General features: G+C 69.6%; 19 protein-coding genes. 14 read left to right on the top strand and 5 right to left on the bottom strand.

Translation table 11 applies throughout. The annotated features are described in order from the left end of the window. Window positions 1–84: 84 nt before the first annotated feature. The 4 genes from ACFY0U_RS15180 to ACFY0U_RS15165 form a co-directional block, all read right to left on the bottom strand. Window positions 85–261: a hypothetical protein gene (locus ACFY0U_RS15180; RefSeq protein WP_388635246.1), complete on the bottom strand. Its 177-nt coding sequence runs from the start codon at window positions 259–261 to the stop codon at window positions 85–87. Between the two features lie 28 nt (window positions 262–289). Continuing rightward, a complete protein-coding gene (locus ACFY0U_RS15175) occupies window positions 290–1,357 on the bottom strand; it encodes a S1C family serine protease (protein ID WP_388635244.1) in 1,068 nt (355 codons plus the stop codon). 142 nt (window positions 1,358–1,499) lie between these two features. After that, window positions 1,500–2,522, bottom strand: coding sequence for a LacI family DNA-binding transcriptional regulator (locus ACFY0U_RS15170; protein WP_388635242.1), 1,023 nt, complete (start codon window positions 2,520–2,522; stop codon window positions 1,500–1,502). Between the two features lie 84 nt (window positions 2,523–2,606). Then, window positions 2,607–3,386, bottom strand: a complete 780-nt coding sequence (locus ACFY0U_RS15165; protein WP_388635240.1) for a response regulator transcription factor — start codon at window positions 3,384–3,386, stop codon at window positions 2,607–2,609. A 118-nt stretch (window positions 3,387–3,504) separates the two neighbouring features. On the opposite strand from ACFY0U_RS15165, the gene ACFY0U_RS15160 reads away from it, so the two are divergent. From ACFY0U_RS15160 to ACFY0U_RS15120, 9 genes are all read left to right on the top strand, one after another. Continuing rightward, window positions 3,505–4,389 carry an alpha/beta hydrolase gene (locus ACFY0U_RS15160; RefSeq protein ID WP_388635238.1) on the top strand — a complete coding sequence of 295 codons (885 nt, stop codon included), beginning with the start codon at window positions 3,505–3,507 and terminating at the stop codon, window positions 4,387–4,389. A 37-nt stretch (window positions 4,390–4,426) separates the two neighbouring features. After that, window positions 4,427–4,681: a MoaD/ThiS family protein gene (locus ACFY0U_RS15155; protein ID WP_384161003.1), complete on the top strand. Its 255-nt coding sequence runs from the start codon at window positions 4,427–4,429 to the stop codon at window positions 4,679–4,681. 2 nt (window positions 4,682–4,683) lie between these two features. Beyond that, entirely contained in the window at window positions 4,684–5,745 is a 1,062-nt protein-coding gene (locus tag ACFY0U_RS15150) for a hypothetical protein (RefSeq protein WP_388635236.1), read from the top strand. 109 nt (window positions 5,746–5,854) lie between these two features. Next, entirely contained in the window at window positions 5,855–6,583 is a 729-nt protein-coding gene (locus ACFY0U_RS15145) for a DUF2993 domain-containing protein (protein WP_388635234.1), read from the top strand. A gap of 197 nt (window positions 6,584–6,780) precedes the next feature. After that, window positions 6,781–6,861, top strand: coding sequence for an Ms5788A family Cys-rich leader peptide (locus ACFY0U_RS15140; RefSeq protein ID WP_350751515.1), 81 nt, complete (start codon window positions 6,781–6,783; stop codon window positions 6,859–6,861). Between the two features lie 131 nt (window positions 6,862–6,992). Continuing rightward, window positions 6,993–7,832, top strand: a complete 840-nt coding sequence (locus ACFY0U_RS15135) for a sulfurtransferase (RefSeq protein WP_388635232.1) — start codon at window positions 6,993–6,995, stop codon at window positions 7,830–7,832. Between the two features lie 59 nt (window positions 7,833–7,891). Further along, complete coding sequence (locus ACFY0U_RS15130; RefSeq protein ID WP_266825316.1) at window positions 7,892–8,179, top strand: DUF1416 domain-containing protein; 288 nt, start codon at window positions 7,892–7,894, stop codon at window positions 8,177–8,179. A 77-nt stretch (window positions 8,180–8,256) separates the two neighbouring features. Next, window positions 8,257–8,517 (top strand): DUF3099 domain-containing protein, encoded by a 261-nt coding sequence (locus ACFY0U_RS15125; RefSeq protein WP_388635230.1) that lies wholly within the window; start codon window positions 8,257–8,259, stop codon window positions 8,515–8,517. Between the two features lie 10 nt (window positions 8,518–8,527). Further along, the gene (locus ACFY0U_RS15120) at window positions 8,528–8,908 is read left to right on the top strand and encodes a VOC family protein (protein ID WP_388635228.1); all 381 of its coding nucleotides are present in this window, start codon (window positions 8,528–8,530) and stop codon (window positions 8,906–8,908) included. On the opposite strand, the gene ACFY0U_RS15115 is transcribed toward ACFY0U_RS15120, so the two are convergent. Further along, window positions 8,902–9,264, bottom strand: a complete 363-nt coding sequence (locus ACFY0U_RS15115) for a DsrE family protein (protein ID WP_388635226.1) — start codon at window positions 9,262–9,264, stop codon at window positions 8,902–8,904. The genes ACFY0U_RS15120 and ACFY0U_RS15115 overlap by 7 nt on opposite strands. Window positions 9,265–9,406: 142 nt before the next feature. Here ACFY0U_RS15115 and ACFY0U_RS15110 point away from each other — a divergent pair, with 142 nt between their 5' ends. From ACFY0U_RS15110 to ACFY0U_RS15090, 5 genes are all read left to right on the top strand, one after another. After that, window positions 9,407–10,114, top strand: a complete 708-nt coding sequence (locus ACFY0U_RS15110) for a hypothetical protein (RefSeq protein WP_388635224.1) — start codon at window positions 9,407–9,409, stop codon at window positions 10,112–10,114. After that, on the top strand, window positions 10,111–10,968 hold the full coding sequence (locus ACFY0U_RS15105) for a hypothetical protein (RefSeq protein ID WP_388635222.1): 858 nt from the start codon (window positions 10,111–10,113) through the stop codon (window positions 10,966–10,968). Before ACFY0U_RS15110 ends, ACFY0U_RS15105 begins: the two co-directional genes overlap by 4 nt. Next, entirely contained in the window at window positions 10,965–11,813 is an 849-nt protein-coding gene (locus ACFY0U_RS15100) for a hypothetical protein (RefSeq protein WP_388635220.1), read from the top strand. The genes ACFY0U_RS15105 and ACFY0U_RS15100 overlap by 4 nt, the downstream gene beginning before the upstream one ends. 216 nt (window positions 11,814–12,029) lie before the next feature. Next, entirely contained in the window at window positions 12,030–12,605 is a 576-nt protein-coding gene (locus ACFY0U_RS15095; RefSeq protein ID WP_266825326.1) for an FABP family protein, read from the top strand. 32 nt (window positions 12,606–12,637) lie between these two features. After that, window positions 12,638–13,087 (top strand): Fur family transcriptional regulator, encoded by a 450-nt coding sequence (locus tag ACFY0U_RS15090; protein ID WP_388635218.1) that lies wholly within the window; start codon window positions 12,638–12,640, stop codon window positions 13,085–13,087. Window position 13,088 lies beyond the last annotated feature (1 nt).

Below are 13,088 nucleotides of genomic sequence, written 5' to 3'. Positions count from 1 at the left end.
CGGTTCCTCGGGGTGCGGTGGGGCGTGGCTGGGTCGCTCTCAGCCTCGCATGTTTCCGGGTGGTCAGGTCGAGCACGGTGGGGATCAGCCGCGCACCGTACGACGCCGGGCGACCCTGGCCGCGTGCCGGGCGGCAGCGGTCGAGATCTCGGGGGCCCGGACCGCCGGGGCCGGCGCGTTGAGCTCGTACGCCACCGCCAGCGCGAGGGCGAAGCCGGCCGGGTCGTCGCCGGTCACCGGGTGGGAAACCTGCTTGATCATGACGTACTCCCTACTGGTCGGAGGTGGTTCAGTTGTCGCTGCCGCCGGCCCGCAGCTCGGCCAGGTCGGACTTGACGGTGTTGATCGGGATGGCGAAGCCGAGGCCCACGCTGCCGGCGCTGGACGAGGAGGTGGCGTCCGCGGCCGAGTACATCGCCGAGTTGATCCCGATGATGTTGCCGTTCATGTCGATGAGCGCACCGCCGGAGTTGCCGGGGTTGAGGGACGCGTCCGTCTGGAGCGCCTTGTACGTCGTCGTCGACGACCCGGTGTCGCCGTTGAACTGCTGACCGCCGAACTCGAACGGCCACTGGCCGCCGCCGTTGCCGCCCTGGCCCTGGTTCTCGTCGGTCGAGACGGTCACGTCGCGGTCGAGCGCCGAGACGATGCCGCTGGTGACGGTGCCGGTCAGGCCCTCGGGGGAGCCGATCGCCACGACCTCGTCGCCGACCTGGACGCCGGCGGAGTCGCCGAGGGTCGCGGGCTTGAGGCCGGAGGCGTTCTCCAGCTTGATCAGGGCGAGGTCCTTGGCGCTGTCGGTGCCGACGACCTTCGCCGTGTACTCCTTGCCGTCGCTCGTCGAGACCTTGATCGAGGAGGCTCCGGATATGACGTGGTTGTTGGTGATGATCTCGCCGTCGCTGGTGATGATCACACCGGAGCCGGTGGAGGAACCGTTGCTCAGCGTCGCGTTGATCTCGACGATGCTCGGGCTGACCGCCTTGGCGACCCCGGAGACCGTGCCCTTGGCGGAGGACGGGACGACGTTGGTGCTGGTGCTGCTGGAGGTGACCGTGTCGTTCCCGGTGAGCTCCTGGATGCCGTACGCCGTACCGCCGCCGATCGCCGCGGCGACGATCGCGACGGCGGCGAGAAGGGCGAGGGGACCCCGGGTCCGCTTCTTCGGCGCGGGGGCCGCGGTGAGAAGAGCGGTACCGCCGCCGTCAGCGGACGTGGTGTAGGCGGGGGCCGCGGGCGGCTGCGCCGGCGGGGGCGGCCACTCCGGGTTCACGGGGGAGGAGGCGTGCTGCTGGGCGCCCTGGTAAGGGTTCGCGTACTGCTCGTACTCGCCGTCGCGGCGGAAGCTCTCGGTCATGGCAATGAGCTTGGCGCCCCACCATGAGAGCTCCCTGAGTGCTCCCTGAGAACGCCGCCAGAACCTCGTTCGCCCGATATAAAGCCGGAACTGGGAGGGGGCGCAGCCTTCTCAGACAAGCCTCATGAAGGCTCGCGGAGCCTCATGCACAGCCACAGGAGCGTCGTACGACCAACCGCGACGGAAACACCTTCAACCGCTCCCGACGCGACCCCGCCACCCGCAGCCCGTCGTCCAGCACCAGATCCACCGCCGCCCGCGCCATCGCCGACCGGTCCGAAGCGATCGTTGTCATCGGCGGATCCGCCAGCGCCGCTTCCTTGATGTCGTCGAAGCCGATCACCGCGAGCTCACCCGGCACATCGATACGCAGCTCGCGCGCCGCGCGCAGCACGCCGATCGCCTGGTCGTCGGTGGAGCAGAAGATCGCGGGCGGACGCTCGGGGCCCGACAGCACACCCAGCGCCACCTGATACGCGTCGTAGCGGTTGTACGGCGCCTCGAAGAGCCGTCCCTCGGTGGAGATCCCCGCCTCGTCCATCACGCGCCGCCAGCCCTCGACGTGGTCGGAGACCGGGTCACCGACGGAGGGGGTCTCGGCGGTGCCGCCCATACAGGCGACGTACGCGTAGCCGTGCTCCAGGAGATGGCGGGTGGCGAGCTCGGCGCCGCCGAGGTCGTCCGTGACCACCGCGACGTCGTCGATCGCCTCGGGCCGCTCGTGCAGCAGCACCACCCGGGCGTCCCAGGCGTCGATCTCGGCGGCGGCGTTGTCGTTCAGTGCGTGGCTGACCAGGATCAGCCCGGAGACCCGCATTCCGAGGAAGGCCCGCAGATAGTGGACCTCGCGCTCGGCGATGTAGTCGGAGTTGCCGACCAGGACCATCTTTCCGCGCTCGGACGCGGCCTGTTCGACCGCGTGCGCCATCTCCCCGAAGAAGGGCTGGCGCGCGTCCGGCACGATCAGGCCTATGAGATCCGTGCGTCGGGACGCCATCGCCTGGGCGACCCGGTCGGGCCGGTAGCCCAGTTCCTTGATCGCGGCGAGGACACGCTCGCGCGTGGCCGGGGCAACCGGCCGGGGTCCGTTGTTGATGACATAGCTGACGACGGCGGTGGACGTCCCCGCCAGCCGCGCCACATCATCCCTGGTTACCTTGGCCACGCGCGGAGTCTACGCGGATGGACCCGCTCTGGGCAGGGCGTGAAGGGGCTTCCCTGTACCCCGCCTGAGCGTTTCCGAAGTCCGCTATACGTCGGCACTGACCTCGGCCGCGTCCAGGGCGGCCGTCTCGTCCGCATCCTCCGGCTTTGGCTGGGCGCTCTTGGACTTTGCCTCGTCCGAGACGGCCCCACCCTTCTCCGGCGTAACGAATCGATAACCGACGTTCCGGACGGTTCCGATGAGCGACTCGTGCTCGGGGCCGAGCTTGGCCCGCAGACGCCGTACGTGCACGTCCACGGTCCGGGTGCCACCGAAGTAGTCGTAGCCCCAGACCTCCTGGAGCAGCTGGGCGCGCGTGAAGACGCGGCCCGGGTGCTGGGCCAGGTATTTGAGGAGCTCGAACTCCTTGAAGGTCAGGTCGAGGACCCGGCCCTTCAGCTTGGCGCTGTAGGTCGCCTCGTCGACCGAGAGGTCGCCGTTGCGGATCTCCATGGGGGAGTCGTCGTTGACGATCTGCTGCCGGCCCATGGCGAGGCGCAGTCGCGCCTCGACCTCGGCCGGTCCGGCGGTGTCGAGCAGGACGTCGTCGATGCCCCAGTCGGCGGTGACGGCGGCGAGGCCGCCCTCGGTGACGACGAGGATGAGCGGACAGCCCGGCCCGGTGGAGCGCAGGAGCTGGCACAGGCTGCGGACCTGTGGCAGATCACGGCGGCCGTCGATGAGGATGACGTCGGCACCAGGGGTGTCGACGAGGGCGGGGCCTTCTGCGGGGGCCACTCGCACGTTGTGCAGGAGCAGGCCGAGAGCGGGCAGCACCTCCGTCGACGGCTGGAGGGCATTGGTCAGGAGCAGCAGAGAACTCATACGGCTGGTTCCTCCTCGGTCCCGGCGAGGTCGTAGCTTTCGTATACAGGTGATCCGAAAGCACAAAAGGACCCGGGGGCTGCATTGCCCGAGTCCTCTGTTGAGGAGAATAGCCCACATGCGCATTGATCCGGCAGGTCGTGTGGTGCGATCCACCCCGATTCCGCACTCTGAGACGAACAGAGGCACACCTATACGGACGTTTCTGCACACCACCGACGGTGTGACGATCGATTCCGTATACGATCCGCCGGCCGTCGTATACAACACCTCCGCTTCATCCGCGCGTGGTCTGGTGTTCGTCGTCGCGCACGGTTTCACCGGCGACGCGGATCGTCCTCATGTTCGCCGGGTGGCGGAGGCGTTCACGCAGTACGGGGCCGTGGTCACGTTCTCCTTCCGCGGCCACGGGGCCTCCGGCGGACGCTCCACGGTGGGGGACCGCGAGGTGCTCGATCTGGCGGCCGCGGTGGAGTGGGCCCGGTCGTTCGGGCACACGCGCGTGGTGACGGTCGGCTTCTCCATGGGCGGTTCTGTGGTGCTGCGGCACGCGGCCCTGTACCGGCGGGACGGTCAGGACGCCGGCTCGGGGCGCGAGGGGCGCACGGAAGCGCACTCGGACGCGGTGGTTTCGGTGAGTGCACCGGCTCGCTGGTACTACCGCGGCACGGCCCCTATGCGAAGGGTCCACTGGCTGATAACCCGACCCGAGGGCCGTCTGGTGGGCCGCTACGGCCTGCGGACGAGGATCCACCACCGGGACTGGGACCCCGTCCCGCTGTCCCCCGTGGAGGCCGTCCCGCAGATCGCCCCCATCCCTCTTCTCATCGTGCACGGGGACCGCGACGGCTACTTCCCCCTCGACCACCCCCGCATGCTCGCCGCGGCCGCCGGTGACCACGGCGAACTCTGGCTGGAGCGCGGCATGGGCCACGCCGAGAACGCGGCGCCGGACGAGCTGCTGGGCCGCATCGGGGACTGGGCCGTCGCCCAGGGCGGCTAGCCTGACCGTGTACACAGCCGATTGATTGAGGAACCGGATGCCCAAGGTCACGGTCCGCTACTGGGCCGCCGCCAAGTCCGCGGCCGGAGTCGCCGAGGAGGCGTACGACGCGGACACGCTCGCCGAGGCGCTCGACGCGGTGCGCGGACGACACCCCGGCGAACTCACGCGCGTCCTGCGGCGATGCTCGTTCCTCATCGACGGTGACCCCGTGGGCACCCGCGGACATGAGACGGTACGGCTGGCCGACGGCGGCACGGTCGAGGTGCTCCCGCCGTTCGCAGGAGGGTGACGATGACCGACCAGCCGTATGAGGGGCAGTACCAGCAGGGGTACGACCCGTACTGGCAGCAGCCCCAGCCTCAGCAGCAGGCCTGGCCCGGGCAGCAGCAGGGGTACGAGGACCCGCAGGCCGCCCAGCAGTACACCCAGCAGTGGCAGGGCCAGACCTGGGAGACGCAGGTCCAGGCGCCGGTCGCGCCGGCCGCGGACACCTCGTACCTGCCGCAGCAGGCGTACGCCGAGCCGCCGGCCCCCGTGGCGGCCCCCGCACAGGCTCCCGCCACCGCCGACTACGGTCCCCCCAGCCTCGGCGGCAACACCCGCATCACCGACGCCCAGCGCGCCCGGCTGGAGGGCCGCTCCCCGATCATCGAACCCGGCATGCAGCCCGCCGCGCTCACCGCGCTCCTCGGTCTGCTGCTCGCCGGCACGGCGGCCGTCGGGTCGTACGCCCTGCTGCTCCCGCTCGTCGTCCTGCAGGCCGTGACGGCGGCCGGCTGGTTCCGGCTGAACGGCATGTGGCCCGCCCGGCAGGGCATCGCGCTGGCGTTCCTGGGCGCGCTCGTCGCGGACGCGGCGCTGCTGGCGTCCGACCACGCGCCCTCCGCGATCCTCGGGACGCTGGGCGTGTGGGTACTGCTCTCCCTGGTCCTCCAGCTGCGTTCGCACGCCGACCCCGACACCCGGATGTACGGCCTGATGGCCACCGTCGCCTCGGCGGCCCTGGCGATCATCGCGTCCGGCTATCTCGCGGCCGCCGCGGACGCGGTGACGGTCGGCGCGGCCTCGGTCGCGGTCGCCGTCCTGGCCCGCGCGCTGCCGCTGCCGACGCCGGCCTCGGTGGTGGTCTCGCTGCTCGCCGCCGCGGGCGCGGGCATCGCGGTGGGCGGGATGACGGACCTGGGCGCGGAGGGTGCGCTGCTGGGCGCGGGCGCGGGGGTGTGCGCGCTGATCGGCCACCGGGTCGCGAGCTACGACTACCCGTCGCGCTTCGTGCACTTCACGGCGGGTGTGGCCCTGCCGCTGGCCGCCGCGGCACCGGCCGTGTACCTGCTGGGGCGGGCGCTCGGGTAAAGCCCTGGCCCGCCTTGTCACAGGTGATCGACAAACCGCTGGTCCGCGCTCCGGCCGGAGTTACGGTGACACCCGGACGTAGACCGCCTAGGTGGGGGAACACCAAAGAATGCGCGCACTGCGAATACTTCTGATCGTCGTCGTCATTCTGGGCGGTCTCTTCGTGATCGCCGACCGCGTCGCGGTCCACCTCGCGGAGGGCGAGGTCGCGGACAAGCTCAAGACCACCGAGAACCTCTCCTCCACCCCCGACGTGTCCATCAAGGGCTTCCCCTTCCTCACCCAGGTCGCCTCCGGTGAGCTGGACGACACCGAGGTGGGCATCAAGGACTACGAGGCCGCCGCCGGCGCCACGGGCGACAGGATCCGTATCGACGAGATCAAGGCGAACTTCAAGGGCGTCGACTTCTCCGGCGACTACAGCTCCGCGACCGCCGCCACCGCCGACGGCACCGCGACCATCTCCTACGCCGAGCTGCTCAAGGCCGCCAAGTCCGAACCGACGGAGATCTTCCCCGGGGTGATGTCCGAGGTCGTCGGCCTCTCCGACGGCGGCAACGGCAAGATCAAGGTGAACGTCAAGGTCACGGCCCTGGGCAAGGAGACGACGTACCCGGTGCTCAGCACGGTCACCGTCGACGGCGACACCGTGAAGGTGCACGCGGACAACCTGCCGAACCTGGTCGTCGAGGTCGCGGAGGGCAAGGTCCGCTCGATCACCGACTTCGAGCAGAGGATCGACGACCTGCCCGGCGGGATCCAGCTCGACAAGGTCGAGGCGGCGCCGAACGGTGTCGAGGTGACGGTGAAGGGTTCGAACGTCAAGCTGGCCGGGTAGGACGGCCTTCGGCGGACAGGAACTGTCCGAGGGGCGAGACGGGCCGTCCGCGCCGCAGATGTGACGACGGCCACCGGCGCCCGGAAGCCGTGCGAACACGGCTCGGGCGGTGCTCCGATCCCATATCCCGGACGATCGCGTCTCAAAATACGACACACCGGTGACATGCCCGGCTGTCCGTCCCTACGATCGACCGCATGAAGCGACAGGCGGATCTCACGAAGCGGCGGGCAGTAGACCTGTGCCGCGTCGCCGCCATGCTCTGTCGCCCCTTCTGAGCGGCCGTTCTCTACTGCCGCGTTCCCCGACGCCTGCCCTGTGCAGCCAGGGATCACCCCTGCGCGCCCCCGGCCGAACCGCCGGAGGCAATCCGCACGCCCCGCCGTAACTGCCCCGGAGGAGAAAGAGCATGAGCCGCAGCGACGTCCTGGTCGACGCCGACTGGGTCGAGGCCAACCTCGACAACGCGAACATCGCGATCGTGGAGGTGGACGAAGACACGTCCGCCTACGAGAAGAACCACATCAAGAACGCGATCCGCATCGACTGGACGAAGGACCTGCAGGACCCGGTCCGCCGTGACTTCATCGACCAGGAGGGCTTCGAGAAGCTCCTGTCGGCGAAGGGCATCGCCAACGACACGCTGGTGATCCTCTACGGCGGCAACAACAACTGGTTCGCGTCCTACGCCTACTGGTACTTCAAGCTGTACGGCCACGAGAACGTCAAGCTGCTCGACGGTGGCCGCAAGAAGTGGGAGCTGGACGCCCGCGAGCTGGTCGAGGAGGTCCCGGAGCGGGCCACCACCGACTACAAGGCCAAGCCCCAGAACACCGCGATCCGCGCCTTCCGCGACGACGTCGTGGCGGCGATCGGTTCGCAGAACCTGGTCGACGTGCGTTCGCCCGACGAGTTCAGCGGCAAGCTGCTCGCCCCGGCGCACCTTCCGCAGGAGCAGTCGCAGCGTCCGGGCCACGTCCCGTCCGCCCGCAACATCCCGTGGTCGAAGAACGCCAACGACGACGGCACCTTCAAGTCGGACGACGAGCTCAAGGAGCTCTACGCCGAGGAGCAGGTGGACCTGGCCAAGGACACCATCGCCTACTGCCGCATCGGTGAGCGCTCGGCCCTGACCTGGTTCGTCCTGCACGAGCTGCTCGGTGTCGAGAACGTCAAGAACTACGACGGTTCCTGGACCGAGTACGGCAGCCTGGTCGGCGTTCCGATCGAGCTCGGCGCCAACAAGTAAGAAACCAAGCCCGACCCGACCGGCCTTCCTTCCGGTCAGACCCCTCTTTGGAGAAAGACATGTGTGGAGCGAAGGCCGGCGGCCCGGACGCCTCGACGATCAAGCCCGGTGAGACCACGATCCAGGGCCAGGTGACCCGCGACGGCGAGCCGGTGGTGGGCTACGTCCGCCTCCTGGACTCGACCGGCGAGTTCACCGCCGAGGTCCCGACCTCGGCGACGGGCCAGTTCCGCTTCTACGCGGCCGAGGGCACCTGGACCCTCCGCGCCTTGGTCCCCGGCGGCACCGCCGACCGCACGGTCGTCGCCCAGCAGGGCGGCCTCGCGGAGGTCGCGATCGCCGTCTGAGGCACCGCAGCACATCCGAAGGGCCGCACCCCCAGGTGGGTGCGGCCCTTCGGCATGCGCGGACCTACTCTGGACGTATGTACGCACGGCGACGGCACATCTACTTCGCCATGATGGGGACCTGCGTCTTCCTCTTCGTCCTGGCCTGGGGAGTCGTACGCCTCTGGTCGATCCCCGTGGCCGTCGGCATGTGCGTGGTCGCCATGCTGATCCCCCCGGTCGCCGCGATGGTCGCCAACCGCCGCGGCCCCGACGACCGTTGGTGGGACGACCCGTCCGGTGACCCCACGTCGGACGAGTGGTGGGACGAACTGGACGGGAAGAAGCGGCCGCGATAGGAAGGCCCGCATGTCGCCCACGAAGCTGTCGGCCGTCGTGCTCGACGCACCGGATGCGCACCGGCTCGCCGACTTCTACATGCGCCTGCTCGGCTTCGTCGTTCGGACCGAGGAGCCCGACTGGCTGACCATCGGCCCGCCCGGCGGCGGCACGGGCCTGTCCTTCCAGACCGAGCCCGAGTACGTGCCGCCGGTCTGGCCCACCCGCAGACCCGGCGAGCAGCAGATGATGGCGCACCTCGACATCGAGGTCGACGACCTGCGCACCGAGACCGCGCGGGCCGTGGCGGAGGGGGCGCGGCTGGCCGACCACCAGCCGCAGGACGACGTCCGGGTGCTCTTCGACCCGGCGGGCCATCCGTTCTGTCTGTGGGTCCGGACGGCTCAGTAGACCAGCGCCTGCGTCCCGTCCCCCAGTGCCTCCTGGACGAACACCTGTGCCCCGGCGATCCGTACGCCCTCGATGACGTCCTTCTCCGTGATGTCCCGGCGGGCCGCGCACTGGGTGCACAGCGTCAGGGTGCCGCCGGTCAGGATCGAGTCGATCAGGTCGGGAAGCGGGGCCGCGTGGGGCAGTTCGAACTCGGCGGCGCGGCCCGGCAGGGCGAACCACGCGGACTCGCCGGTCAGCCACAGGGAGACCTCCACGCCGCTGGCCACGGCCACCGCCGCCACCGTGAACGCCTGCGAGCAGCGCTCGGGGGCATCGGCCCCCGCCGTCACCTTGATCACGAGCTTCTTCGCCATGGCTGAATCGTAATCATCACGCCTACAACCCAGGTCATCGGCGGTGAGTCTCCTGTGCGCGCATACGGAATGCGCACTTCACGTTCTGTGGGGGGACGTCTTGGAAGTACCTGAAGTTCATGAAGTACCGGTAGAGGCGGAGGTGTCCGAAGCGCCCCGTCCGCGCCGCCGCGGCCGCACCACCCTCCTCATCGCCGCGGCCGCCGTCCTCGGCACCTGCACCGGCTTCCTCGTCCAGGCCGACCGCGAGCCCACGAGGCTGCCGTCGCTGTCCCAGCCCGTGGTCAAGCAGGCCAAGGGCGAGGTGGAGCCGCTGTCGGCCGCGCAGGACCGGCACGTCAAGGTCGACGGCGATCTGCGCAAGCTGCTGCTGAAGAAGCCGAGCGGGGCGAAGAAGGCCGACTGGCTGGGTGACAGCGACGGCTGGATGAGCCTGGCCTCCTACGCCGACGCCTTCGAGAAGCCGGGCGGTGCCTTCGGCGACCTCGTCCACGACGAGTTCCGGCGCGCGGCCGTCACCGGCTGGGAGAGCGGCGACGTCTCGGTGACGATCCGGCTGATCCAGTACCGGCAGGAGGAGTACGCGGCGGCCGACCGTGCCGCGGGTGACGCCCAGTACTGGGCGGAGGACGAGGACGACACCGACAGCTGGGTCGTTCCCGGCACCGAGGACGGGATGGCGTACGTCCACAACGAGCCGGAGACCGAGCCCGGCTACCTGCCGCTCTACAGCGCGGAGGCGCACGCCTGGCGCGGTGACATCGCCGTGGAGGTCTGGGTCTACGACACCAAGCCGATCACCAAGAAGAAGATCATGGACCTGGCCGAGCGGCAGATGGAGCGGCTGTGAGCGACATTCCCGAGAGCGCCGAGACTCCCGAAACCCTCCGGAGCGCCGAGACTCCCGAAACCCTCCAGAGCCCCGTCCCCGACGAGGCCCCCGCCCGCCCTGCCAAGAAGCCCGTCCGCCGTGGCCGTATCGCGGCGATCGCCGGCTCCGTGCTGCTGACCGGTGCCGTCGTGGCCGGTGTCGGCCACACCGTCGTGACCGTGGACGGCGCCGACCGGGACGCAGGTGCCCCGCGCTGGAAGTTCCCGAAGGCCCAGGCGGACGAGGTGAGGGCGGCCACCGCCAAGGGGCTCGCCGGGGTGCTCGTGCCGTACGGGACCGACGGCTGGAACCGGGGCCCGGACCTCGCGGAGTTCGGCTCCGACGCCGAACTCAGCGGCGCCCAGGCGACCGCCCTGCGCAAGGAGTCCCTGAGCGGCCTGCCCCGCACCCAGCGCCGGCAGCTGGAGAAGGAGATCGACAAGCAGCGCATCACGGGTATGGCGATGCGCAGCTACGTCAGCACGACGGGCAGCAACGCCAGCGGAAAGGGCGCCTCCGCGGTCAGCATCACGCTGTCCCGGATGGAGCGGCGAGCCGCCGCCAAGGACATCTCGACGTCCCAGAACGCCTTCCTCGACGCCCTGGACATCTTCCGCGAGGGCCCGAAGATCAAGGGCTTCAAGAACGCCAAGTGCTTCCTGCCGCCCAAGGACGCGGACGAGGACCTGGACATGATGTTCTGCTCCGCCTACCAGGGCGACATCCTGATCAGCGCCACCGCCGACGGCGTCAAGTCACTCGACACCAAGTCAATCGCGATGCTTCTCGCCGAGCAGCTCGACCGCATCGCAGAGCCGGGGGAGGCGGTATGACCGAGCAGACCGAACAGCGGGACCTCGTGGTGCCGCCCCTGCCCGAGGCGCCCGCGCAGCCCGTGACTCCGGCGGCGCCGAAGGACCGCCGGGTGCTGCGGGCCGTACTGCGCTGGACCGCCGCCGTCGTGGTCTTCGCCGTGGCGGGCGCGGGGACGGCGTACGGCATCACCCGGATGGAGCGGACGGACGTACCCGGGCTCGCCACCGAGTCGGACGGGCGCTGGCAGTACCCGCAGATCGTCAAGCCGCCGCTGCCCTCCGGCAGCCCGGGCCCCTTCGCCGAGGCGAACACGGCAGGCTCGCACTACGCCGACCTGCGGGAGCTCCTGGTGCCCGCGCCCGAGGGCGCCAAGGCCGACAAGGCGCTCGACGGGAAGGACGGCTGGCTGGCGACGAAGGACTTCCTGACGGCGTACGAGTCGAAGGGGGAGCGGGAGACGGTCGGGACGCTGCTGACCGACCACGGGCTGCGGCACATCGCCGCCCGCGGCTGGACCACGGCGGACGGCACACGTACCCGGATCTACCTGCTGCAGTTCGACACGGCCGTGGTCGCCGAGAACCTCGAGCAGAGCTACTTCTCCAGCGTCATGGCGCCCCCGTACGCCCTGAAGGGCGCCACTCAGAGCCTCACGGACGAGGACTTCCCGGTGAAGGCCGCGGTGGAGAACGTCAACCGCTACGCCTACACCGAGACCAAGCCCTACGGCGCCGCGCACGTCCGCCAGGCCTACCTCGTCTCCGGTGACGTCCTCGCGCTGGTCGTCCAGTCCAGGAAGGGCGGCGCCGCGGCCGTGCCGTTCCAGCAGACGGTGGTGCTGCAGAGCCAGCTGCTCGGCTGAGGCGTACCTCGCAGCGAAGGCAGGGCCCCGGCCGACTAAGCTGGGGCCCGGCCTGTGTACCGCCCACCCTCGCTCACCGTAGGAGCACCACGTGCTTGAGGTTTTCTTCGAAGTCCTGCTCGCCCTGGTCTGCGTCGGCGTCCTCGCCTTCGCCGGGCTGACGGTGAAGAAGCTGTACCAGGGCCAGCGCTGACCCAGACCTAGGAACCGCCTCTCATGATCGAGATCCCGTCCGACCTCCACAAGGACCTCGTCCCGCTCGTCTTCCTGCTCGGCAACTGGGCCGGCGCGGGCGTGCACGACTTCCCCGGCTCCGAGAAGTGCAACTTCGGGCAGGAGGTCACCTTCTCGCACGACGGCCGGGACTTCCTGGAGTACCGGTCCCACACCTGGGTTCTGGACAACGACGGGAACAAGGTCCGTCCCCTGGAGTCCGAGCACGGCTTCTGGCGCGTCGACGCCGACCGCAAGGTCGAGGTCACGATGGTCCGTGACGACGGCGTCGTGGAGATCTGGTACGGCGAGCTGGCGAAGCAGAAGCCGCAGATCGACCTGGTCACGGACGCGGTGGCGCGTACGGCGGCCTCCGGCCCGTACACCGGCGGCAAGCGTCTGTACGGCTACGTCAAGAGCGACCTGATGTGGGTCGGCGAGAAGCAGACCCCCGAGGTCGAGCTGCGCCCCTACATGTCCGCGCACCTGAAGAAGGTCGTCACCCCGGAGGACGTCGAGCGCTGGGCCAAGGCCCTGCCGGACGATATGCCGGACGACGGTATCGCCTTCTTCAAGTAAGCCTTCGCGCAAGTAGGCCTAGACTCGTCGGTGTGGTGAGCACCGACTGGAAGAGTGATCTGCGGCAGCGCGGTTACCGGCTGACCCCGCAACGGCAGCTTGTGCTCGAAGCCGTGGACACCCTTGAGCACGCGACCCCCGACGACATCCTCACGGAAGTGAAGAAGACGGCGTCGGGGGTCAACATTTCCACGGTCTACCGGACCCTGGAGCTCCTGGAGGAGCTCGGTCTGGTCAGCCATGCCCATCTGGGGCACGGGGCACCGACGTACCATCTCGCGGACCGCCACCACCACATCCACCTGGTCTGCCGCGACTGCGAGAACGTCATCGAGGCGGACATCAAGGTGGCCGCCGAGTTCACCACGAAGCTGCGGGACACCTTCGGGTTCGAGACCGACATGAAGCACTTCGCGATCTTCGGCCGCTGTGAGGACTGTGTGCGGAAGAGCTCGCTCAAGAATTCAACTACCGAGTCGTAGG

The organism is Streptomyces sp. NPDC001536 (genome assembly GCF_042894505.1).
Classification (GTDB): domain Bacteria; phylum Actinomycetota; class Actinomycetes; order Streptomycetales; family Streptomycetaceae; genus Streptomyces.
Note: the sequence above shows the minus strand (reverse complement) of the source record. Positions and strands in the feature narration are given on the sequence as shown.

What these genes read in the sequence shown, in the direction of transcription:
- ACFY0U_RS15160 (WP_388635238.1), top strand. Translation starts at nt 3,505, where the DNA reads ATGCGCATTGATCCGGCAGGTCGTGTGGTGCGATCCACCCCGATTCCG.
- ACFY0U_RS15130 (WP_266825316.1), top strand. Translation starts at nt 7,892, where the DNA reads ATGTGTGGAGCGAAGGCCGGCGGCCCGGACGCCTCGACGATCAAGCCC.
- ACFY0U_RS15135 (WP_388635232.1), top strand. Translation starts at nt 6,993, where the DNA reads ATGAGCCGCAGCGACGTCCTGGTCGACGCCGACTGGGTCGAGGCCAAC.
- ACFY0U_RS15095 (WP_266825326.1), top strand. Translation starts at nt 12,030, where the DNA reads ATGATCGAGATCCCGTCCGACCTCCACAAGGACCTCGTCCCGCTCGTC.
- ACFY0U_RS15125 (WP_388635230.1), top strand. Translation starts at nt 8,257, where the DNA reads ATGTACGCACGGCGACGGCACATCTACTTCGCCATGATGGGGACCTGC.
- ACFY0U_RS15120 (WP_388635228.1), top strand. Translation starts at nt 8,528, where the DNA reads ATGTCGCCCACGAAGCTGTCGGCCGTCGTGCTCGACGCACCGGATGCG.
- ACFY0U_RS15140 (WP_350751515.1), top strand. Translation starts at nt 6,781, where the DNA reads ATGAAGCGACAGGCGGATCTCACGAAGCGGCGGGCAGTAGACCTGTGC.
- ACFY0U_RS15165 (WP_388635240.1), bottom strand. Translation starts at nt 3,386, where the DNA reads ATGAGTTCTCTGCTGCTCCTGACCAATGCCCTCCAGCCGTCGACGGAG.
- ACFY0U_RS15180 (WP_388635246.1), bottom strand. Translation starts at nt 261, where the DNA reads ATGATCAAGCAGGTTTCCCACCCGGTGACCGGCGACGACCCGGCCGGC.
- ACFY0U_RS15150 (WP_388635236.1), top strand. Translation starts at nt 4,684, where the DNA reads ATGACCGACCAGCCGTATGAGGGGCAGTACCAGCAGGGGTACGACCCG.
- ACFY0U_RS15175 (WP_388635244.1), bottom strand. Translation starts at nt 1,357, where the DNA reads ATGACCGAGAGCTTCCGCCGCGACGGCGAGTACGAGCAGTACGCGAAC.
- ACFY0U_RS15155 (WP_384161003.1), top strand. Translation starts at nt 4,427, where the DNA reads ATGCCCAAGGTCACGGTCCGCTACTGGGCCGCCGCCAAGTCCGCGGCC.
- ACFY0U_RS15145 (WP_388635234.1), top strand. Translation starts at nt 5,855, where the DNA reads ATGCGCGCACTGCGAATACTTCTGATCGTCGTCGTCATTCTGGGCGGT.
- ACFY0U_RS15100 (WP_388635220.1), top strand. Translation starts at nt 10,965, where the DNA reads ATGACCGAGCAGACCGAACAGCGGGACCTCGTGGTGCCGCCCCTGCCC.
- ACFY0U_RS15115 (WP_388635226.1), bottom strand. Translation starts at nt 9,264, where the DNA reads ATGGCGAAGAAGCTCGTGATCAAGGTGACGGCGGGGGCCGATGCCCCC.